Below are 19,471 nucleotides of genomic sequence, written 5' to 3' on the forward strand. Positions count from 1 at the left end.
GCCCGCGTGCCGTCAGTTTCCGGGCTTGCCCATGTACCGGGTCCAGATGTCGATCGGGTACGTGCTCCCGGTGGCCGACTTCGCGGCGCCGCCCACTCCGTCCAGCGGGAGCAGCTCCTGCGAGGTGGGGTCGATGCGGAAGAGCGAGACGGCGGTGGACGTGGTGCCGCGGTAGCCGGCGAACCAGGCGGACTTGTTGCCCGGTCCGGTGCCGGTCTTGCCCGCCGCGTCGGTTCCGGCGGCCTTCGCGGCCGTGCCGGTGCCGCGCCGCACGGCCTCGCGCAGCGCGTCGTCGACGGACGCGGCCACGCCCGCGGGCAGGGCCCGGGCGGGGGTGGGCTTCTCGACGGCGACGGCGTCGCCGTTGCGGCTGAGCTTGTCGACGGAGTACGGCTCGCTGTGCATGCCCTTGGCGGCGAAGGTGGCGTAGGCGCCGGCCATGCGGATGGGGCTGGGGGTGCTGGTGCCCAGGGAGAAGGCGGGCACCTGGGTGCCCATGCTCTCGGCGAGCAGGCCGGTCTGGACCGCCGCACGGCGCACCCGCTCCAGGCCCACGTCCATACCCAGCTGCATGATCGGGGAGTTGACGGACTGCGCGACCGCCTCCTTGAGCGGGATCTTCCCCCAGGACTTGTTGCCGTCGTTGACGGCCTTCACGATCTTCCCGGAGCGGTCCCAGTACGGGCCCTCGGGTGTGCGTACGGCCACCTTGTCGTCCCCGTTGTAGACGGTGGCGGGGGTCACGGGCGTGCGCGGGCCGCCGCGTTCGCGCTGGATGCCGTCGCGGAGGGCGGCGGCGTAGACGAAGGGGCCGAAGGCGGTGCCGGCCGGGACGACGGTGGAGTTGGCGTCGTTGAAGCCCTGCTTGAGGTAGCCGGGGCCGCCGTACAGGGCGAGGATGCGTCCCTCGGTGGAGACGGAGGCGGCGCCGATGCGGACGTTCTTGTCCGCGTCGCGGGTCCCGGGCTCGAGTCCCTGCCGTACGTCGGCGACGGCCTTGGCGAGCGACTCGACGCGCGGCTTTTCGAAGGTGGTGCGGATCTGGTAGCCGCCGAGGTCGAAGTCGGCGTCGGAGACGTCGGTGTGGGCGCTGACGTAGGCGCGGGCGGTGTCGACGAGGTAGCCGGTCTGGCCGTCGAGGCCGGCGGGCTTGGGCGGGGCCTTGGGCTCGGGGAACTTCGTGTACGTGGCCCGCTCCTTCGCCGAGAGCTTGCCGATGGTGACCATGCGGTCCAGGATCCAGTTCCAGCGCTCGACGGCGCGCTCGTGGTTCTTGGCGCTGACCGCCGGGTCGTAGAGGGCGGCGCCCTTGAGCAGGGAGGCCAGGAGCGCCCCTTCGCTCACGTCGAGCTGGGAGACGTCCTTGCCGTAGTAGGCGTGGGCGGCGCGCTGGATGCCGTAGCTGCCGCGCCCGTACCAGCTGGTGTTGAGGTAGCCCTGCAGGATGTCCGACTTGCTCATCTTGTTGTCGAGCTTGATCGCGATGAACATCTCGGTGAGCTTGCGGGTGAAGGTCTGCTCCTGGTTCAGGTAGGCGTTCTTCACGTACTGCTGGGTGATGGTGGAGCCGCCCTGCCGGTCGCCGCCGCTGACCATCCTGGTGACGGCGCGCATCATGCCGCTGGGCGAGACGCCGCTGTCGGAGTAGAAGGTCTCGTTCTCGGCGGCGAGGGCCGCCCAGCGCACCTTCTCGGGGATCTTGTCCAGGGCCGCTTCCTGGCGGTCGACCGGGCCCGTGCGGGCCATCTCGGAGCCGTCGGCCCAGTAGTAGACGTTGTCCTGCTGGGTGGCGAAGGCATTGAGGTCGGCGGGTATCTCGGTGCGCGCGTACATGATCGCGACGAGGGCGGTGAGCGTGCCGGCGACGGTGCCGAAGAGCCCGAGCGTCTGGCGCCAGGAGGGTATCCAGCGGCGGTAGCCCGTCCGCCCGGGCCGTGGGTAGACCGGGCGCAGCTTCTTCAGCAGGGCGTGGCCCGGCAGGGCGCGGCGAGGGGTGGCACGCCGTCGACGGCCACGCGCGGGGGTGGGTTTTATGCCAGCACGTGCCCCGTTATGTCGTTTTTTGTCCACCGATGACCTGACCCCGTCCGAACATCCGTCGCTGCGTCTGCCGCTCGATATATTCCGGTTCGATATGCCGCCGAGTCTGCCACAAACGGAATCTGAAGATCCGTCAGATCGTTGAAAGCCGTCCGATTCCTTTACACTCCTGTAGAGGTAAAGAGAAAATCAGTGGGATCAGCAGAAGGAACGTCGAAACGCATGGAAGCCGCCACACCCGCCGTCGTCGTGCGCCAGGGCCGGCGCAGGGCGAGCGGAGCGCTGGAGGGCGAGGTCCTCGCCGCACTGCAGCGGGCGGGCGCCCCGCTGACCCCCCGCGAGGTCCAGGCCACGCTCCCGGGCGAGCTGACGTACAGCACGGTGGTGACGATCCTGTCCCGGCTGCACGGCAAGGAGGTGCTCACCCGCACCCCCCGCGGCCGCGCCTACGCCTACGCGCCGCTCACCGACGAGGCCGGCCTCGCCGCCCGCCGGATGCACAAGGTCCTCGACGGCCGCACCGACCGCGAGGTCGTGCTGACCCGCTTCGCCGACGGCCTGACCGAGGAGGACGGGGCGCTGCTGCTCCAGCTGCTGTCCGGCGGCGCGCCCCTCGCCCGCTAGCCGGCCCGGGGCGCCCGCCGATCGCTCAGGCCCGCAGCCAGACGCGCCGGTCGCGCGCCACGGTATGGATGCGGTCCACCCGGTCCGGGTGGAGCACGCCGCCGAGCGTGCCGAGCCAGGAGACCTCCCGCTCCCGCAGCACCCGTACGTCCTCCAGCGAGCCCGCCACCTCGACGTCCTTGGCTCCGACCAGCACCAGGACCGGCCGGACGGTCACCAGGAAGCCGCAGCCCCGCGAGAGCACCAGCGAGGACCGCGCCGCGCTGTGCCGGGCCCGGCGGACGTACGGACAGGGCCGCCGCTCCCCCGCCGCCCCGGGCGCGCCGTCGCGCCCCACCTCCACCCGCGCCGAGCGGACCTGCTCCGCCTCGACGCAGAAGACCCCGCCGGGACCGATCAGCAGGTGGGAGATCACCGCGTCCCCCGGCAGGACGATCGAGTGCACCACCTCCCAGCCGCCCGCCGCCAGCCCGTCCAGCGCCGTCCCGACGAGCTGCTCCGCGGCCAGCGCCCCCCGCCAGCCGTCCTCCACGGGCCGGCGGCCCAGGAGCCGGGCGAGCACCAGCCGGACGCGGCCGTTGCGGGACGCGTCGAGCCGGGCGCGCAGCGTCTCCCCGGGCCGGTTCGGCGCGAGGTCGTCGTCGGGAGGCAGGAAGAGCCTTTCCGGGTCGTAGCGCTTTCCGTCCGCACCCCTCTTCGATTCCGGCCGCTCGCCCACGCCCATCACCCCCACCCGCCATATTGCCGCAGAAGCGAGGGAACCAACCCATTCGTCCACCCGTTGAAACGCGTGAGGCCCCGCGGCAACCCCCCGACCGCGGGGCCTTCGCCATGCCCGGACCCACCCCGGCCGGAGGCCGGCCCGCGGCCCGGCGGGGTGGATCGCTGACGCGTTCGGGCGCTTCGGATCCGACATCGCACCTCGGTGCTTTACTTCGCCAACTGATGACCTAATTATCCCTTTTGCCGCATTGCATATTGAAGGGATAGGGCCCAGTGAGAGCAGCAGCCCTGTACGGAACCATCGGATCCCTGATCCTCACCGGACTCACCGGCCTCCCCGCCGCCCCCGCCCAGGCCCTGGACCCCGGCCTCGCCGAGGCGCGCGGGGTGGCCCTGGCGGCCCGGCAGGCCGCCGCCAAGGGCATCGACTTCGGCACCTGCCCCGCCGTGGAGGGCCTGGGCCACTCCGTGGAGTGCGGCACCGTGTCCGTACCGCTGGACTACGCCCACCCCGGCGGCAAGCACATCCGCCTCACGGTCAGCCGGACGCGCTCCACCGAAGGGGGCGCGGCCCGGCAGGGCGCGATCGTCTTCAACCCCGGCGGGCCGGGGGGCAACGGCATGTTCTACCCCCTGCTCGCCGGCCTCCCCCAGTGGCGCAACGTCGCCGACGCCTACGACCTGATCGGCTACGCCCCGCGCGGCGTGGGCCGCTCCGCGCCGCTGTCCTGCGTGGACGCGGCCGGCTTCATCAAGGGCCCCACCCTGGCCCCGGAGCACCCGACCGCCGCCTACAAGAAGCGGCAGCTGACCAAGGCCCGCGCCTACGCCCAGGGCTGCGCCCACAAGAACGGCAGCCGCCTGCGCCACTTCACCAGCCTCAACAACGCCCGGGACCTCGACGTCCTGCGGGCCGCGCTGGGCGAGCGGAAGCTGAACTTCATGGGCGCCTCCTACGGCACCTACTTCGGCGCCCTGTACGCCACGCTCTTCCCCAAGCACGTACGCCGCATGGTCTTCGACAGCATCGTCAACCCCGACCCCCGCAAGATCTGGTACGGCAACAACCTCGACCAGTCGGCGGCCTTCGAACGGCGCTGGGCCGACTGGCGGCGCTGGGTGGCCCGGCACCACGCCGTCTACCACCTGGGCCGCACGGAGCGGGAGGTGCTGTCCGCGTACGAGAAGGCGAGCCGCAAGCTCGAGAAGCAGCCGGCCGGCGGCACTGTGGGCCCCGGCCAGATGCAGGGCGCCTTCCTGAAGGCCGGCTACTCCGACAGCCACTGGGCGCGGGACGCCCGCGCGCTGTCCGCGTACCTGCGCGGCGACGACAAGCCGCTCATCGCGCTGGCCGCCCCCGACCCGGTCTCCGCCCGGGCCGCCGAGAACGAGAACGCCGTCTACACCATCGTCGAGTGCAACGACGCGTCCTGGCCCGGCTCCTGGCCGGTGTGGGACCGCGACAACTCCACGCTGGCCCGCAAGGCCCCGTTCGAGACGTGGTCCAACGCCTTCATGAACCTGCCCTGCGCGTTCTGGAAGGGGCCCCGGCAGCGTCCGCTCGAGGTCAAGGTGGAGCGGAAGTCCGGCCTGCCCCGCACGCTGCTGCTGGCCGCCGAGCGGGACGCGGCGACGCCGTACAAGGGCGCGCTCGAGCTCCAGCGCCGGCTCGCGGGCTCGGTCCTGGTCACCGAGCGGGGCGCCGGCACCCACGGCATCGGCGGCGGACCCAACGCCTGCGTCAACGACTACCTGGAGGCCTACCTGCTCGGCGGCGACCTCCCGGCGCGCCGCACCTACTGCTCACCGCGCCCGCAGCCGCGCGCGACGACCTGACAGCGGACGGCGGGCGCCCCACGGGGCGCCCGCCGTCACCATCAGCTTCAGGCGAGCCCCGCCACCAGGTCGGCCACGGCCTTGCGGCGACCCGTGTAGAACGGGACCTCCTCGCGCACGTGCATGCGGGCCTCGGAGGCGCGCAGGTGACGCATGAGGTCGACGATGCGGTAGAGGTCGTTGGCCTCGAAGGCCAGGATCCACTCGTAGTCGCCCAGCGAGAACGAGGCGACCGTGTTGGCCCGGACGTCCGGGAAGCCACGGGCCATCTTGCCGTGGTCGGCGAGCATGCGGCGGCGGTCCTCGTCGGGCAGCAGGTACCAGTCGTACGAGCGCACGAAGGGGTACACGCTGACGTAGTCGCGCGGCGTCTCGTCGGCGAGGAACGCCGGGATGTGCGACTTGTTGAACTCGGCCGGGCGGTGCAGCGCCATGTTCGACCAGACCGGCTCCAGCGCGCGGCCCAGCTTCGTGCGGCGGAAGAGGTTGTACGCGTCCTGGAGGGCGTCCGAGGTCTCGGAGTGCCACCAGATCATCACGTCGGCGTCGGCCCGCAGACCCGAGAGGTCGTACGTGCCGCGGACCGTGACGTCCTTCTCGGCGAGCGCGTCGAAGAGCTCCTCGACCTCGTCGGCCCAGCCGGCGCGGTCCTGCGGCAGCACGTCGCGCAGCTTGAACACCGACCAGAGGGTGTAGCGGATGACCTCGTTGAGGTCCTTGGCCTTCTTGCCGGCGTTCGGGGTCTTCACGGGGGCGTCAGTCATGTCCCTATTCTCACTCGGCGTCCCCGGCGTCCCGCGCCAGGGTGGCCAGTAGCTCGTCGGCGGCCCGGCGACCGCTGGAAACACAGGCCGGGATGCCCACGCCGTCGTAGGCGGCGCCGCAGACGCGCAGCCCCGTCAGGCGCGAGACGTGCTCGCGGACGCGGGCGACCCGGTCGAGGTGGCCCACCGGGTACTGCGGCAGCCCCCGGTACCAGCGGGTGACACGGGTCTCCACCGGCGTGGCGCCGATGCCCACGCCCTCGCCGAGGTCCTTCAGCGACATCGCCACCAGCTCGCCGTCCTCGCGCTCCAGGTCCCCCTCGTCGCCGAACCGCCCGATCGAGGTACGCAGGACGAAGAGGTCCGGGTCGGCGTCCGCGTTCCAGCCCCACTTGTTGCTGGAGAACGTGGAGGCCTTGATCTTCCGGCCGTCGACGGGCGGGACGAGGAAGCCGCTGCCGGCGGGCAGGCCCTCGACGTCGGAGCGGCGGAAGGCCATGGTCACCAGGGCCATGGAGGCGTACTCGACTGCGGCGAGCTCGGCGGCGGCCGACCGGGCGTGGGGGGCGAGCAGCCGGGCCGTGTGACCGGCCGGGACGGCGACGACGACGGCGTCGGCCGTCAGCGTCTCCCCTCCCAGGAGGACGCTCCAGCCGTCCGCGCCCCGGGCGAGCGCGGTGACCTCGGCGCCGGTGCGGACGGCCCCGCCGGCCGCGCGCACCGCGTCCGCGACGGCGAGCGGCAGCGTGCCGATGCCGCCCCCGATGCCCATGAAGACCGGGCCGCCGGCCGCCGGCCGCGCGGCGGCGCGCGCCTGGGCCTCGCGCACGCCGTCGATGAGCGAGCGGTGCGTGCGGGCGATCTCGAAGAGCTGCGGGACCGCCGCCCGCATCGAGATCCGGTAGGGGTCGCCCGCGTACACGCCGCCGAGCAGGGGCTCCACCAGCCGGTCGACGACCTCGCGGCCCATCCGCCCGGCCACGTACTCACCGATGGCGACGTCGTCGCCGACCTCGGTGCGCGGCAGCTCGGCGTCCCGGGCGACCCGGGCGACACCCTCATCGGAGAGGACCCCGGACGCGGCCAGGGGGGCGAGGTCTCCGGGCACGCCCATCATGTGACCCTTGGGCATGGGGCGCAGACCGCCGCGCGACCAGATGCCCGCCGTGGCGGTGGCCGGCGGCTGCAGCCGGTCGCCGAGTCCGACCGCCCGGGCCAGCTCGACGGCCTCGGGCCGCCGCGCCAGCATCGACTCGGCCCCCAGGTCCACGGGCATGCCCGCGATCTCACCGGTGCGCAGCTTGCCGCCGAGGCGGTCCGAGGCCTCCAGGAGGGTGACCCGCGCACCGCCCTCCAGCAACCGGTGGGCGGCCGCCAGGCCGGAGATCCCGCCGCCGATGACCACCACGTGCCGTGAAGAGGGGTGCGCTTGGCTCATGGCTCCACTGTCTCAAACCACCACGAGGCCCCCCTGGGCACCCCATTGACAGCACCGGGCGCCCGGCCGAAGACTCGCGCGCACACGATCACCCGAACGTTGACGGAGACCCCATGAACGACCGCATCCGGGATGTGTACATCGTCGACGCCGTCCGCACCCCGGTCGGCAAGTACGGCGGCGCCCTCTCCCGCGTACGTCCCGACGACCTCGCGGCCCACGTCGTACGGGCGCTGGTCGACCGCTCGCCCGCCCTGGATCCGGCCCGCGTCGACGACGTGGTGCTCGGCAACGCCAACGGCGCCGGCGAGGAGAACCGCGACGTGGCCCGCATGGCCGTGCTGCTGGCCGGGCTGCCGGTGACCGTGCCGGGCGCGACCGTCAACCGGCTGTGCGCCTCGGGCCTGGAGGCGGTCGTCCAGGCCTACCGCGCCATCGCGGTCGGCGACGCCTCCGTGGTGATCGCGGGCGGCGTGGAGTCGATGAGCCGCGCCCCCTGGGTGATGCGCAAGCCCGACCGGGCCTTCCCCGCGGGCCCCCAGGAGATGTACTCGACCACGCTCGGCTGGCGGATGACGAACCCGCGGATGCCCCCGCGCTGGACCGTCTCCCTCGGCGAGGGCGCGGAGCGCATCGCCGACAGGCACGGCATCACCCGGGCGAGCCAGGACGCGTTCGCGCTGGCCAGCCACGAGAAGGCCGCGCGGGCCTGGAAGGAAGGGGCCTACGACGGCGAGGTCGTGCCGCTGCCCGGGGTGGACCTGCCCCGCGACGAGTGCATCCGCGACAGCACCTCCCTCGAGGCGCTGTCCGCGCTGCAGCCCGCGTTCCGCATGGACGGCGGCACGGTCACCGCGGGCAATTCCTCACCGCTGAACGACGGTGCCGCGGCCCTGCTGCTGTGCGACGAGGCGGGCCTCGCGGCCACGGGCCGGGAGCCGCTGGCCCGCGTGCGGGCGTCGGCCGTCACCGGCATCGAGCCGGACCTCTACGGCCTGGGCCCGGTCGAGGCCGTGCGCCGGGCGCTCACCAAGGCGGGCCGGACGTTCGCCGCCCTGACGCACGTCGAACTCAACGAGGCCTTCGCCGCCCAGGCCCTGGGCTGCTTCGCGGAATGGCCGGACTTGGACCCCGGCATCGTCAACCCGCGCGGCGGTGCCATCGCGATCGGCCACCCCCTGGGCTGCTCCGGCGCCCGGCTGACGGGCTCCCTCGCCCACCAGCTCGCGGCGGCGGGCTCGGGAGTGGGGCTCGCCGCGCTGTGCATCGGGGTGGGGCAGGGGCAGGCGCTGGTGCTGGAGCGGTAGATCCAGCCCGTCCGGTGGCACCTCCCAGCGGTGGCTGGGGGAGTTCGAGGACACCGCGCGCAGCGCGGTCCGGGGGTCCGGGGGCGAAGCCCCCAGTTTCGGGAAGGGGCGGGTCAGGGGAAACACCCCTCGGCCCCCGCCCGGGAACGGCGGGAAATCGCCCGGGCCCGGCCCGCCCGCCCGGGTAGGTCAGCCCCATGACAGCAGCCCCGGCCGTCTACACCGGCCTCCCCGAACGCCGCCCCCACCACACCCCCGTACCGCTCCCGCCCGACCCCGAAGCGGTCGAGCTGAGCGGCCCCGTCTTCGGCCCGGCCGACGTCACCCCCGCCGACAGCGACCTGACGCGCCGGCACCCCGGTGAGCCGCTCGGCGAGCGCATCACCGTCACCGGCCGCGTCCTCGACGGCCGCGGCCGGCCGGTCCGGGGCCAGCTGGTGGAGCTGTGGCAGGCCAACGCCGCCGGCCGCTACGCCCACCGGGCGGACCGTCACGCGGCCCCGCTGGACCCGAACTTCACCGGCGCGGGCCGGTGTCTGACCGACGACGCCGGCCGCTACCGCTTCACCACGATCCGGCCCGGCGCCTATCCCCTGGCCGGGCTCCCGAACGTCTGGCGCCCCGCCCACCTGCACTTCTCCTTCTTCGGCCGGGCGTTCACCCAGCGCCTGGTCACCCAGATGTACTTCCCGGGCGACCCGCTCCTGCCGTACGACGGGGTCCTGGCCGCCCTGGACGACGACCGGGCCCGTGGGCGCCTGGTCGCCGGCTACGACCCCGCGCTGAACGAGCCGGAGTTCTCGCTCGGCTACCGCTGGGACGTGGTCCTCGACGGGCCGGCCGCCACCTGGACCGAGGGGAGCCGCTGACATGCCCTCCGAGGCCACGCCCTCCCAGCCCATCGGGCCCTTCTTCGGTACGGCCCTGCCCTTCCCCGGCGGCCCCGACGCCGCCCCCGCCGGGCACCCCGAGGCCGTCACCGTGCACGGGTACGTCCTGGACGGCGAGGGCGAGCCGGTGCCGGACGCGCTGCTGGAGTTCTGGCAGGCGGCCCCGGACGGCTCCCTGGCCGGCGCGCCCGGCAGCCTGCGCCGGGACGGCGCCGCCTTCACCGGCTTCGCCCGCGTCCCCACCGGCGGCGACGGCCACTACGCGCTGCGCACGCTGCTGCCGGGCGGGGCCCCGTACCTGGCGCTGTGCCTCTTCGCGCGCGGCCTGCCGCGGCACCTGTTCACCCGCGTCTACTTCCGCTTCCCCGACGGGGATCCGCTGCCGGCCGCCCTGCCCGCCGACCGGCGGGCCACCCTGCTGGCCGTCCCCGAGCCCGGCCGGCACCGTTCGTACCGCTTCGACGTCCGGCTGCGCGGCGCCGCGGAAACGGTCTTTCTCCAGGTGGAGGCCGACTCGTAACGTGGGCCGCACAACCGGCGAGAGGACGGCGACGCAATGGCGCAACGGCGGCTGGTGGTCATCGGGGGCGACGCGGCGGGCATGTCCGCGGCCTCCCGCGCCCGCAGGCTCAAGGACCCCGGACAGCTGACGATCACGGCGTTCGAGCGCGGCCGCTTCGCCTCGTACTCGGCGTGCGGCATCCCCTACTGGGCCGGGGGCGTGGTCGACGGTCCCGACGCGCTGATCGCCCGTACGCCCGAGGCGCACCGCGAGCGCGGCATCGATCTGCGTATGCGGACCGAGGTGACCGACATCGACGTGGCCGGGCAGCGGGTGCGCGCCCGCGATCTGGCGTCGGGCCGGGAGGCGTGGCACGGCTTCGACGACCTGGTCGTCGCGACCGGGGCCCGGCCGGTGCGCCCGCCGCTGGAGGGCATCGACGCGCCGGGGGTGTACGGGGTGCAGACCCTGGACGACGGGCAGGCGCTGCTCGACGGGCTCCGGCAGGCGCCGGGCCGTCGGGCGGTCGTCATCGGCGCCGGCTACATCGGCGTGGAGATGGCCGAGGCTCTCCGTCGGCGGGAGTACGAGGTGACGGTCCTCGAGCGCTCTGCGCAGCCGATGTCCACGCTCGACCCGGACATGGGCGCGCTGGTGCGCGAGGCGATGTCCGGCATGGGCATCGACGTCGTGACGGACACCGCCGTCACCGGCATCCGTACGGGCCGGGACGGCCGGGTGGCCGCGGTCGCCACGGACGACCGCGAATTCCCCGCCGACGTGGTCGTCCTGGGGCTCGGCGTACGGCCCGAGACGGGCCTGGCCGAAGCGGCGGGCCTGCCGCTCGGCGAGTCGGGCGGGCTGCTGACGGACCTGGCGATGCGGGTGCGCGGCCACGACAACATCTGGGCGGGCGGCGACTGCGTCGAGGTCCTGGACCTCGTCTCGGGCCGCACCCGGCACGTCGCGCTGGGCACGCACGCCAACAAGCACGGCCAGGTCATCGGCACGAACGTCGGTGGCGGTTACGCCACGTTCCCGGGCGTGGTCGGCACGGCCGTCAGCAAGGTCTGCGACCTGGAGATCGCCCGCACCGGCCTGCTGGAGGCCCAGGCCACGGCCATGGGCCTGAGGTTCGTCACGGCCACGATCGAGTCGACAAGCCGCGCCGGCTACTACCCGCAGGCGCGCCCCATGACGGTCAAGATGCTCGCCGAGCGGGGCACGGGCCGGCTGCTGGGCGTCCAGATCGTCGGCCGCGAGGGTGCCGCGAAGCGGGTCGACGTGGCGGCGGTGGCGCTGACGGCCCGTATGACGGTGGACCAGATGACGGCGCTGGACCTGGGGTACGCGCCGCCGTTCTCCCCGGTCTGGGACCCGGTCCTGGTGGCGGCGCGGAAGGCGTCCGCGACGGTGGCCGAAGGGTGACCTTTCACCACCCCGCCCCTTCCCGTAACTGGGGCTCCGCCCCCGGTCAGCGCGCCGTGCGCTCGTGGACGTACTCCACCAGATGCGTCAGCGCGTCCGGGTCCGTCGTCGGCATCACCCCGTGGCCGAGGTTGAACACATGGCCTTCCAGGCCGCTCGCAGCGGCCAGCACCTCGTCCGTCTTCCTGCGCACCGCCTCCCGCGGAGCGAAGAGAACGGTCGGGTCGAGATTGCCCTGCAGCGCCTTGCCGGGCCCGACGCGGCGCACGGCCTCGTCCAGGGAGACGCGCCAGTCGACGCCCATGACGTCCGCGCCGGCCTCGCCCATCAGGCCGAGCAGCTCACCGGTGCCGACGCCGAAGTGGATGCGCGGCACGCCGTAGTCCGCGACGGAGTCGAAGACCTTGCGGGAGGCCGGCATGACATAGCGGCGGTAGTCGGCCGGGGCGAGGGCGCCGGCCCAGGAGTCGAAGAGCTGGACGGCCCTCGCGCCGGCCTCGATCTGGACGCGCAGGAACGCGGAGGTGATGCCGGCGAGCCGGTCCACGAGGTCGGCCCACAGCTCGGGGTCGCCGTACATCATGGCCTTGGTGTTCTCGTACGTCCGCGACGGCCCGCCCTCGATGAGGTAGCTGGCCAGCGTGAACGGCGCGCCGGCGAAGCCGATGAGCGGGGTGGCGCCGAGCTCGGCGGTGAGCATGCCGATGGCCTCGGTCACGTACGGGACGTCGTCCGGGGAGAGCGGGCGCAGCCGGTCGAGGTCCGCGCGGGTGCGGACGGGCTCGGCGACGACGGGGCCCACGCCGGGCTTGATGTCGAGGTCGACGCCGATGGCCTTGAGCGGCACGACGATGTCGCTGAAGAAGATCGCGGCGTCGACGCCGTGGCGGCGCACCGGCTGCAGGGTGATCTCGGTGACGAGCTCGGGCCGCATGCAGGATTCCAGCATGGGGATGCCCTCGCGGACCTTGCGGTACTCGGGGAGCGAGCGGCCCGCCTGACGCATGAACCAGACGGGGGTGTGCGGGACGGGTTCGCGGCGGCACGCCCGCAGGAACGCCGAATCGTGTACCGCATCGTGTGCCCCGGTGCGGCCGGTCTGCTGGTGGCTGCGCTCACTCATGCCCCAAATCTTCGCACGGGCCGAACGAGTGACCCGCCCGTGTGGGTGTCCCTACCCGGAACCGCGGGTTGTTCCGCCTAGTCTTCCGGGCATGGCTGCGGCGCAGGGACACCTCTCGGACGGTCCGGACGACGCGGATGGGGAGGGCACCCCGTCCGTCTTCCGGCAAGCGGTCGCGGGGCTGCAAGGGGTACGCCTGCGGCCCGAGATCGAGCTGGACGCGACACCACCGCCCCAGCGGCTGGCGCCCTACTCGTACGCGCTGGAGGCGGCGGTCGTCGTGGACGACGAGGAGCTGGCGGACGGACGGCTGATCCTGCTGCACGACCCGGCGGGGCACGAGGCGTGGGGCGGCACGTTCCGCCTGGTGACGCTAGTGCACGCGGAGCTGGAGCCGGAGATGGCGGCGGATCCGCTGCTGCCCGAGGTGTGCTGGACGTGGCTGACGGGTGCTCTGGAGGCCCGGCGGGTGCCGTACACGGCGCCCAGCGGCACGGTGACGCGGGCGAGCTCCCACTACTTCGGCGGGCTGCGGGAGCGGGAGCCGTCGACGCGGATCGAGATCAGGGCGTCGTGGTCGCCGGTCCCTGCCAAGGCCCCGGCGGGACCGTCGGCCCCGGCGGGTCCGGCCGCCGCGGCGGCGGTGCCGGACACGGCGGCGCACCTGTCGGCGTGGTGCGATCTGCTGTGCCAGATCGCGGGCCTGCCGCCGGGCGGTGCCCCGGAGGCGGGCATCGTGACCCTGCCCCAGCGCCGGGGCCCGCACAGCAGCCGCTGAATGCCCCGCGCGGCGCCTGCGCACCCGGTCGCCGGCCTGTCCCGGATGCTCCTGGGGGGTGCGTTTCTGCCATCGTTCGGCGGGGTTTCCGCCATCTCTCGTGACAAAAAATGAGCAAGTTGATCGGGCAATCGTCCGAATTGCCCGAATTGTTACTCATCAATTCGTGATCATTCCCTAAAGCCGGGCCGTTTCATTGCCGAAGGACCTTGTGACCCTTCCCATACGGATCGCCCCGGCTTATCCCCAAGTCGGCACCGGTCCCCGCCACTCCCCCCAATGGAGGCCTGGTGTCCGTTCTCCTCGAGCAACCCGCTAGCCTCGCCTACCGCCCGAACAAACCGACCGCCATGGTCGTCGTCGCGGACCCCCGGGTCCGCTCCACCGTCACGCGCCACCTGTGGGCGCTGGGCGTGCGCGACGTGATCGAGGCGTCGTCCATCGCGGAGGCCCGGCCGCGCATCGGCAGCCCGCGCGACATCTGCGTCGCCGACGTCCATCTTCCCGACGGCTCCGGCCTGACCCTGCTCTCCGAGACCCGCGCCGCGGGCTGGCCCAACGGGCTGGCCCTGTCCGCCGCCGACGACATCGGTGCGGTGCGCAATGCCCTGGCGGGCGGCGTCAAAGGCTATGTCGTCACCGGAACCCGAACCAATCTCGGCGTCCCCGGCCGTCCCGGGGCCGCTCCCATCGGCTCCGCCGCCGCCCGCATGCAGCGGCGGCCCCCCGGCGCCCCCGGCCACCCCGGTGGCTACCGCGAGCTGTCCGGACGCGAGGTGGAGGTGCTGCGGCTGGTTGCGGAGGGCCAGTCCAACAAGGCCATCGGCGTCTCGATGGGGCTCTCGGCGCTCACCGTCAAGAGCCACCTCGCCCGCATCGCACGCAAGCTCGGTACGGGGGACCGGGCCGGAATGGTGGCCGTGGCCCTGCGCACCGGCATCATCCACTGACCCGCGGGAAACCGCGCCGCGCCCGTCGCCGGAACGTTCCGGCGACGGGCGCTTGCCATACACAGATACCCTTGACCGGTGACCGACGCCCAAGACACCGCAGCAGACACGACACTGCGAACCACCGGGGGCGGCCCCCCGGACGACGTCGATTCGGCGCCGATCCCGTTGCTGGAACCGCGTGAAGGCATGCCCCCGGTCGTCGCCGACGCCGACGCCCTGGCCCGGGTGGTCGCGGCCTTCGCCGCGGGCACCGGCCCCGTCGCCGTCGACGCCGAGCGCGCCTCCGGCTACCGCTACGGCCAGCGCGCCTACCTCGTACAGCTGCGCCGCGAAGGCGCCGGGACCGCGCTGATCGACCCGGTCGGCTGTCCCGACCTGTCCACCCTCGGCGAGGCGATCGCCGACGCCGAATGGGTGCTGCACGCCGCCACCCAGGACCTGCCCTGCCTGCGCGAGATAGGGATGGCGCCGGCGCGGCTCTTCGACACGGAGCTGGCGGGACGGCTCGCGGGATTCGCGCGGGTGGGACTCGGGGCCATGGTCGAGAACGTCCTGGGGTACGCCCTGGAGAAGGGCCACTCCGCCGTCGACTGGTCCACCCGCCCGCTGCCCGAGCCCTGGCTGCGCTACGCCGCGCTGGACGTAGAGCTCCTAGTGGACCTGCGCGACGCGCTGGAGCGGGAGCTGGACCGGCAGGGCAAGCTGGACTGGGCCCGCCAGGAGTTCGACGCCATCGCCTCCGCACCGCCCGCCCCTCCCCGCAAGGACCCCTGGCGCCGCACGTCCGGCATGCACAAGGTGCGCCGGCGCCGGCAGATGGCCGTGGTCCGCGAGCTGTGGACCGTACGCGACCACATCGCCCAGCGGCGCGACGTCTCCCCCGGCAAGGTGCTGGGCGACGCCGCGATCGTCGAGGCCGCCCTCAACCTGCCGCCGAACGCCCACGCGCTCGCCGCGCTGCCCGGCTTCGGGCACCGGATGAGCCGCAAGCAGCTCGAGCAGTGGCAGGCCGCGGTCGACCGCGCCCGGGCGATCCCCGACGCGGAGCTCCCCCAGCCCGGCCAGCCCCTGACGGGCCCGCCCCCGCCCCGCGCCTGGGCCGACAAGGACCCGGTCGCGGCCGCCCGGCTGTCGGCGGCCCGCTCGGCGGTCTCCGAGCTCGCCGAGCGCCTCACGATGCCGCAGGAGAACCTGATCACCCCGGACACGGTGCGCAGGCTGTGCTGGGAGCCGCCGAAGGACGCGACGCCGGAGGCCGTGGCGGAGGTCCTCGCCGCGCACGGCGCACGTGCGTGGCAGGTGGAGCAGGTGACCCCCGTGCTGGTGAAGGCGCTCGCGGAAACGACGACAGCCTGAGCCTTCCTTTTCACCGCTTCTTGTCCTCAAACGCCGGACGGGCTGCATTGCAGCCCGTCCGGCGTTTGAGGACCGGGGTCCGGGGCAGAGCCCCGGGGCGCTCCCGCCCGCTGCGGAATGTGACCTTCGCCGCTCCGCCCGAAGGGTCTGGGCAGCATGGTTACCCGCAAGTAGCATGACCGGTGTCAGCCCGCACCGCGGCGGAGCCGTCTCGGCATGCCCGCGCAGCGATCCGCACCTGGAGGAGAGCCAACGTGCCTCGTACCGCTAGGGACGTCGTTTTCGTCGACGGCGTCCGCACCCCGTTCGGCAAGGCGGGCCCGAAGGGCATCTACCACGAGACCCGCGCCGACGACATGGTCGTCAAGGTCATCCGGGAGCTGCTGCGCCGCAACCCGGACCTGGACCCGGCCCGCATCGACGAGGTCGCCATCGCCGCGACCACGCAGATCGGCGACCAGGGGCTGACCCTCGGGCGTACGGCCGGCATCCTCGCGGGCCTCCCGCAGTCGGTCCCCGGCTACTCCATCGACCGCATGTGCGCCGGCGCGATGACCGCCGTGACGTCCGTCGCGGGCGGCGTCGCCCTCGGTGCCTACGACATCGCCCTGGCCGGCGGCGTCGAGCACATGGGCCGTCACCCCATGGGCGAGGGCGTCGACCCGAACCCGCGCTTCGTCTCGGAGAAGCTGGTCGACGAGTCCGCCCTGTTCATGGGCATGACGGCGGAGAACCTGCACGACCGCCTCCCGCACATCACCAAGCAGCGCGCCGACGAGTACGCGGTCCGCAGCCAGGAGAAGGCCGCCAAGGCGTACGCCGACGGCAAGATCCAGGCCGACCTGGTGCCGATCTCCATCCGCCGCACGTCTCCCGAGGGCGGCGAGACGGGCTGGGGCCTGGCCACCGCCGACGAGCCGATGCGCCCGGGCACCACGCTGGCGAACCTGGCCGGCCTGAAGACCCCGTTCCGCCCGCACGGCCGGGTCACCGCGGGCAACGCCGCCGGTCTCAACGACGGTGCCACCGCCTCGCTGATCGCCGCCGAGGACGTGGCGCGCGAGCTGGGCCTGCCGGTCAAGATGCGTCTGGTCTCCTACGCCTTCGCGGGCGTCGAGCCCGAGGTCATGGGCATCGGCCCGGTCCCGGCCACCGAGAAGGCGCTCGCCAAGGCGGGCCTGTCGATCGACGACATCGGCCTGTTCGAGATCAACGAGGCCTTCGCCGTCCAGGTGCTCTCGCTGCTGGACCACTACGGCATCGCGGACGACGACCCGCGCGTCAACCAGTACGGCGGCGCCATCGCCTTCGGCCACCCGCTGGCCTCCTCCGGCGTGCGTCTGATGACGCAGCTGGCCCGCCAGTTCGAGGAGCAGCCGCACGTCCGCTACGGCATCACCTCGATGTGCGTCGGCTTCGGCATGGGCGGCACGGTCATCTGGGAGAACCCGCACTTCGACGGAGGCAACAAGTGAGCACCACCGCTGAGCTCCTGAAGGGCGCGGCCGAGCTGTTCCCCGACGAGGTCGTCACGCAGGCGCACGTGCGCCACCTCGACCTCCCCGGCGCCGGGCGCTTCGCGCTCATCACGCTGGACAACGGCTTCGACCACACCAAGCCGACCACGTTCGGCCCCAAGTCCCTCGCCAACCTCAACGTCGCGATCGACCAGGTCGAGGCGGAGGCGAAGGCGGGCGAGATCACCGGCGTCGGCATCACCGGCAAGCCGTTCATCTTCGCCGTCGGCGCCGACCTCAAGGGCGTCGAGCTGCTGAAGCGTCACGAGGACGCGCTGGCCATCGGCAAGGGCGGCCACGACGTCTTCAAGCGGCTCTCCTCGCTGGCCGTCCCGACGTTCGCGTACTACAACGGCGCGGCGATGGGCGGCGGCGTCGAGGTCGGCCTGCACTGCACCTACCGCACGGTCTCGGCGGCGCTCCCGGCGTTCTCCCTGCCCGAGGTCTTCCTGGGCCTGGTGCCCGGCTGGGGCGGCTGCACCCTGCTGCCGAACCTCATCGGCGCGGACCGCGCGGTCTCGGTCATCATCGAGAACTCGCTCAACCAGAACAAGCAGCTGCGCGGCAAGCAGGTCTTCGACCTCGGCATCGCCGACGCGCTCTTCGAGGGCGCGGACTTCCTGGAGCAGTCGCTGCTGTGGACGGCCTCCGTCCTCAAGGGCGAGCTCGAGGTCGCCCGTCCGGAGATCGACCGCGGTGAGGCCTGGGACCAGGCCGTCGCGCGCGGCCGCTTCATCGCCGACTCCAAGGTGCACGGCGCCGCCCCGGCCGCCTACCGGGCGCTGGACATCATCGCCGCCGCCAAGAACGGCGACCTGCGCCAGGGCTTCGACTCCGAGGACCAGGCCCTCGCGGACCTGATCATGGGTGGCGAGCTGCGCAGCGGCATCTACGCCTTCAACCTGGTGCAGAAGCGCGCCAAGCGTCCCGCCGGCGCGCCGGACAAGTCGCTGGCCCGCCCGGTCTCCAAGGTCGGCGTCGTCGGCGCCGGTCTGATGGCCTCCCAGCTGGCGCTGCTGTTCGCCCGCCGCCTTGAGGTGCCGGTCGTGCTGACCGACATCGACCAGGAGCGCGTCGACAAGGGCGTGGGCTACGTCCACGGCGAGATCGACAAGCTGCTCGGCAAGGGCCGCATCAACCAGGACAAGGCCAACCGCCTCAAGGGCCTGGTGACCGGCGTCCTCGACAAGGCCGCCGCCTTCGGCGACGCGGACTTCGTCATCGAGGCCGTGTTCGAGGAGATGGGCGTCAAGCAGAAGGTGTTCGCCGAGGTCGAGGCGGTCGTGCCGGAGCACGCCATCCTCGCCACGAACACCTCCTCGCTGTCGGTCACCGAGATGGCCTCGAAGCTCAAGCACCCCGAGCGGGTCGTGGGCTTCCACTTCTTCAACCCGGTCGCGATCCTCCCGCTGCTGGAGATCGTGCGCGGCGAGCAGACCGACGACGCGTCGCTGGCCACCGCCTTCGGCGTCGCCAAGAAGCTGAAGAAGACCGCGGTGCTGGTCAAGGACGCCCCGGCGTTCGTCGTCAACCGCATCCTGACCCGCTTCATGGGCGAGATCCAGAACGTCATCGACGAGGGCACCCCGGTGGCCACCGCCGAGAAGGCCGTCGAGCCGCTCGGTCTGCCGATGTCGCCGCTGGTCCTGCTGGAGCTGGTCGGCCCGGCGATCGGCCTGCACGTCTCCGAGACGCTGCACGGCGCCTTCCCGGACCGCTTCACCGTCTCGCCGAACCTGGCCGCCGTGGTCAAGGCCGGCAAGCGGGGCTTCTACGTCTACGACTCCGGCAAGCCGGAGCTGGACCCGGAGGTCGCGGCACTGCTGGTGCAGGGCGACAGCGTCCTGACGGAGGAGCAGGTGCGCGCCCGTGTCCTGGACGCGGTCGCGCAGGAGATCGGCCTGATGCTGGACGAGGGCGTCGTCGCCGAGGCCCAGGACATCGACCTGTGCCTGATCACCGGTGCGGGCTGGCCCTTCCACCTGGGCGGCATCACGCCGTACCTGGACCGTGAGGGCGTCTCCGAGCGCGTACTCGGCCGCCGCTTCCTCGCCGAGGGCGTGGCGAGCGTTCCGGCGTAACCCGCCGCGGGGGTGGGGGGGGGGGGGGCCCCCCCCCCCCCCCCCCCCCCCCCCCCCGCCCGCCCGGGGGGCCCCCCCCCCCCGGCGGGGGGGGAACACCCCCCACGCGGC

16 protein-coding genes are annotated in these 19,471 nt (G+C 73.2%); 11 read left to right on the top strand and 5 right to left on the bottom strand.

Translation table 11 applies throughout. The features are described from left to right. Window positions 1-12: 12 nt before the first annotated feature. Window positions 13-2,070, bottom strand: coding sequence for a transglycosylase domain-containing protein (locus tag ACIGXW_RS17890; protein ID WP_399573865.1), 2,058 nt, complete (start codon window positions 2,068-2,070; stop codon window positions 13-15). A gap of 192 nt (window positions 2,071-2,262) precedes the next feature. Here ACIGXW_RS17890 and ACIGXW_RS17895 point away from each other — a divergent pair, with 192 nt between their 5' ends. Beyond that, window positions 2,263-2,664, top strand: coding sequence for a BlaI/MecI/CopY family transcriptional regulator (locus ACIGXW_RS17895; RefSeq protein WP_360907054.1), 402 nt, complete (start codon window positions 2,263-2,265; stop codon window positions 2,662-2,664). Window positions 2,665-2,689: 25 nt separating this feature from the next. Here ACIGXW_RS17895 and ACIGXW_RS17900 read toward each other — a convergent pair whose 3' ends face one another. Continuing rightward, a complete protein-coding gene (locus tag ACIGXW_RS17900) occupies window positions 2,690-3,382 on the bottom strand; it encodes a nuclease-related domain-containing protein (RefSeq protein WP_177337914.1) in 693 nt (230 codons plus the stop codon). A 278-nt stretch (window positions 3,383-3,660) separates the two neighbouring features. On the opposite strand from ACIGXW_RS17900, the gene ACIGXW_RS17905 reads away from it, so the two are divergent. After that, window positions 3,661-5,223 (top strand): alpha/beta hydrolase, encoded by a 1,563-nt coding sequence (locus tag ACIGXW_RS17905; protein WP_399573866.1) that lies wholly within the window; start codon window positions 3,661-3,663, stop codon window positions 5,221-5,223. Between the two features lie 47 nt (window positions 5,224-5,270). Here ACIGXW_RS17905 and hemQ read toward each other — a convergent pair whose 3' ends face one another. Together hemQ and hemG are read right to left on the bottom strand one after the other, a co-directional pair. Beyond that, the gene (gene hemQ, locus ACIGXW_RS17910) at window positions 5,271-5,987 is read right to left on the bottom strand and encodes a hydrogen peroxide-dependent heme synthase (protein WP_071963463.1); all 717 of its coding nucleotides are present in this window, start codon (window positions 5,985-5,987) and stop codon (window positions 5,271-5,273) included. Between the two features lie 10 nt (window positions 5,988-5,997). After that, window positions 5,998-7,425, bottom strand: coding sequence for a protoporphyrinogen oxidase (hemG, locus tag ACIGXW_RS17915; protein ID WP_399573867.1), 1,428 nt, complete (start codon window positions 7,423-7,425; stop codon window positions 5,998-6,000). A 113-nt stretch (window positions 7,426-7,538) separates the two neighbouring features. On the opposite strand from hemG, the gene ACIGXW_RS17920 reads away from it, so the two are divergent. The 4 genes from ACIGXW_RS17920 (at window position 7,539) to ACIGXW_RS17935 (ending at window position 11,552) form a co-directional block, all read left to right on the top strand. Beyond that, window positions 7,539-8,732: a thiolase family protein gene (locus ACIGXW_RS17920; protein WP_399573868.1), complete on the top strand. Its 1,194-nt coding sequence runs from the start codon at window positions 7,539-7,541 to the stop codon at window positions 8,730-8,732. Between the two features lie 197 nt (window positions 8,733-8,929). Further along, window positions 8,930-9,601, top strand: a complete 672-nt coding sequence (gene pcaH / locus ACIGXW_RS17925) for a protocatechuate 3,4-dioxygenase subunit beta (RefSeq protein ID WP_399573869.1) — start codon at window positions 8,930-8,932, stop codon at window positions 9,599-9,601. A gap of 1 nt (window position 9,602) precedes the next feature. Then, window positions 9,603-10,142, top strand: coding sequence for a protocatechuate 3,4-dioxygenase subunit alpha (pcaG, locus tag ACIGXW_RS17930; protein WP_399573870.1), 540 nt, complete (start codon window positions 9,603-9,605; stop codon window positions 10,140-10,142). 36 nt (window positions 10,143-10,178) lie between these two features. Next, window positions 10,179-11,552, top strand: coding sequence for an FAD-dependent oxidoreductase (locus ACIGXW_RS17935; RefSeq protein WP_399573871.1), 1,374 nt, complete (start codon window positions 10,179-10,181; stop codon window positions 11,550-11,552). Between the two features lie 46 nt (window positions 11,553-11,598). On the opposite strand, the gene hemE is transcribed toward ACIGXW_RS17935, so the two are convergent. After that, window positions 11,599-12,675 carry a uroporphyrinogen decarboxylase gene (gene hemE, locus ACIGXW_RS17940; RefSeq protein WP_071963465.1) on the bottom strand — a complete coding sequence of 359 codons (1,077 nt, stop codon included), beginning with the start codon at window positions 12,673-12,675 and terminating at the stop codon, window positions 11,599-11,601. A gap of 91 nt (window positions 12,676-12,766) precedes the next feature. Between hemE and ACIGXW_RS17945 the strand changes: the two genes are divergently transcribed. From ACIGXW_RS17945 to ACIGXW_RS17965, 5 genes are all read left to right on the top strand, one after another. Further along, entirely contained in the window at window positions 12,767-13,453 is a 687-nt protein-coding gene (locus ACIGXW_RS17945; protein ID WP_399573872.1) for a DUF3000 domain-containing protein, read from the top strand. Window positions 13,454-13,743: 290 nt separating this feature from the next. Continuing rightward, window positions 13,744-14,403 (top strand): response regulator transcription factor, encoded by a 660-nt coding sequence (locus ACIGXW_RS17950; RefSeq protein ID WP_071963467.1) that lies wholly within the window; start codon window positions 13,744-13,746, stop codon window positions 14,401-14,403. A gap of 78 nt (window positions 14,404-14,481) precedes the next feature. After that, window positions 14,482-15,762 (top strand): HRDC domain-containing protein, encoded by a 1,281-nt coding sequence (locus ACIGXW_RS17955; protein WP_399573873.1) that lies wholly within the window; start codon window positions 14,482-14,484, stop codon window positions 15,760-15,762. 254 nt (window positions 15,763-16,016) lie between these two features. Further along, the gene (locus ACIGXW_RS17960; protein ID WP_071963469.1) at window positions 16,017-17,237 is read left to right on the top strand and encodes an acetyl-CoA C-acyltransferase; all 1,221 of its coding nucleotides are present in this window, start codon (window positions 16,017-16,019) and stop codon (window positions 17,235-17,237) included. Beyond that, the gene (locus ACIGXW_RS17965; RefSeq protein WP_071963470.1) at window positions 17,234-19,360 is read left to right on the top strand and encodes a 3-hydroxyacyl-CoA dehydrogenase NAD-binding domain-containing protein; all 2,127 of its coding nucleotides are present in this window, start codon (window positions 17,234-17,236) and stop codon (window positions 19,358-19,360) included. The genes ACIGXW_RS17960 and ACIGXW_RS17965 overlap by 4 nt, the downstream gene beginning before the upstream one ends. Window positions 19,361-19,471: the final 111 nt, after the last annotated feature.

The organism is Streptomyces sp. NPDC053079 (genome assembly GCF_044546695.1).
GTDB lineage: Bacteria > Actinomycetota > Actinomycetes > Streptomycetales > Streptomycetaceae > Streptomyces.

Bases quoted from the DNA above. Each gene is read 5' to 3' on its own strand.
- hemE (WP_071963465.1), bottom strand. From the start codon at position 12,675: ATGAGTGAGCGCAGCCACCAGCAGACCGGCCGCACCGGGGCACACGAT.
- pcaG (WP_399573870.1), top strand. From the start codon at position 9,603: ATGCCCTCCGAGGCCACGCCCTCCCAGCCCATCGGGCCCTTCTTCGGT.
- ACIGXW_RS17945 (WP_399573872.1), top strand. From the start codon at position 12,767: ATGGCTGCGGCGCAGGGACACCTCTCGGACGGTCCGGACGACGCGGAT.
- hemG (WP_399573867.1), bottom strand. From the start codon at position 7,425: ATGAGCCAAGCGCACCCCTCTTCACGGCACGTGGTGGTCATCGGCGGC.
- pcaH (WP_399573869.1), top strand. From the start codon at position 8,930: ATGACAGCAGCCCCGGCCGTCTACACCGGCCTCCCCGAACGCCGCCCC.
- ACIGXW_RS17895 (WP_360907054.1), top strand. From the start codon at position 2,263: ATGGAAGCCGCCACACCCGCCGTCGTCGTGCGCCAGGGCCGGCGCAGG.
- ACIGXW_RS17935 (WP_399573871.1), top strand. From the start codon at position 10,179: ATGGCGCAACGGCGGCTGGTGGTCATCGGGGGCGACGCGGCGGGCATG.
- hemQ (WP_071963463.1), bottom strand. From the start codon at position 5,987: ATGACTGACGCCCCCGTGAAGACCCCGAACGCCGGCAAGAAGGCCAAG.
- ACIGXW_RS17920 (WP_399573868.1), top strand. From the start codon at position 7,539: ATGAACGACCGCATCCGGGATGTGTACATCGTCGACGCCGTCCGCACC.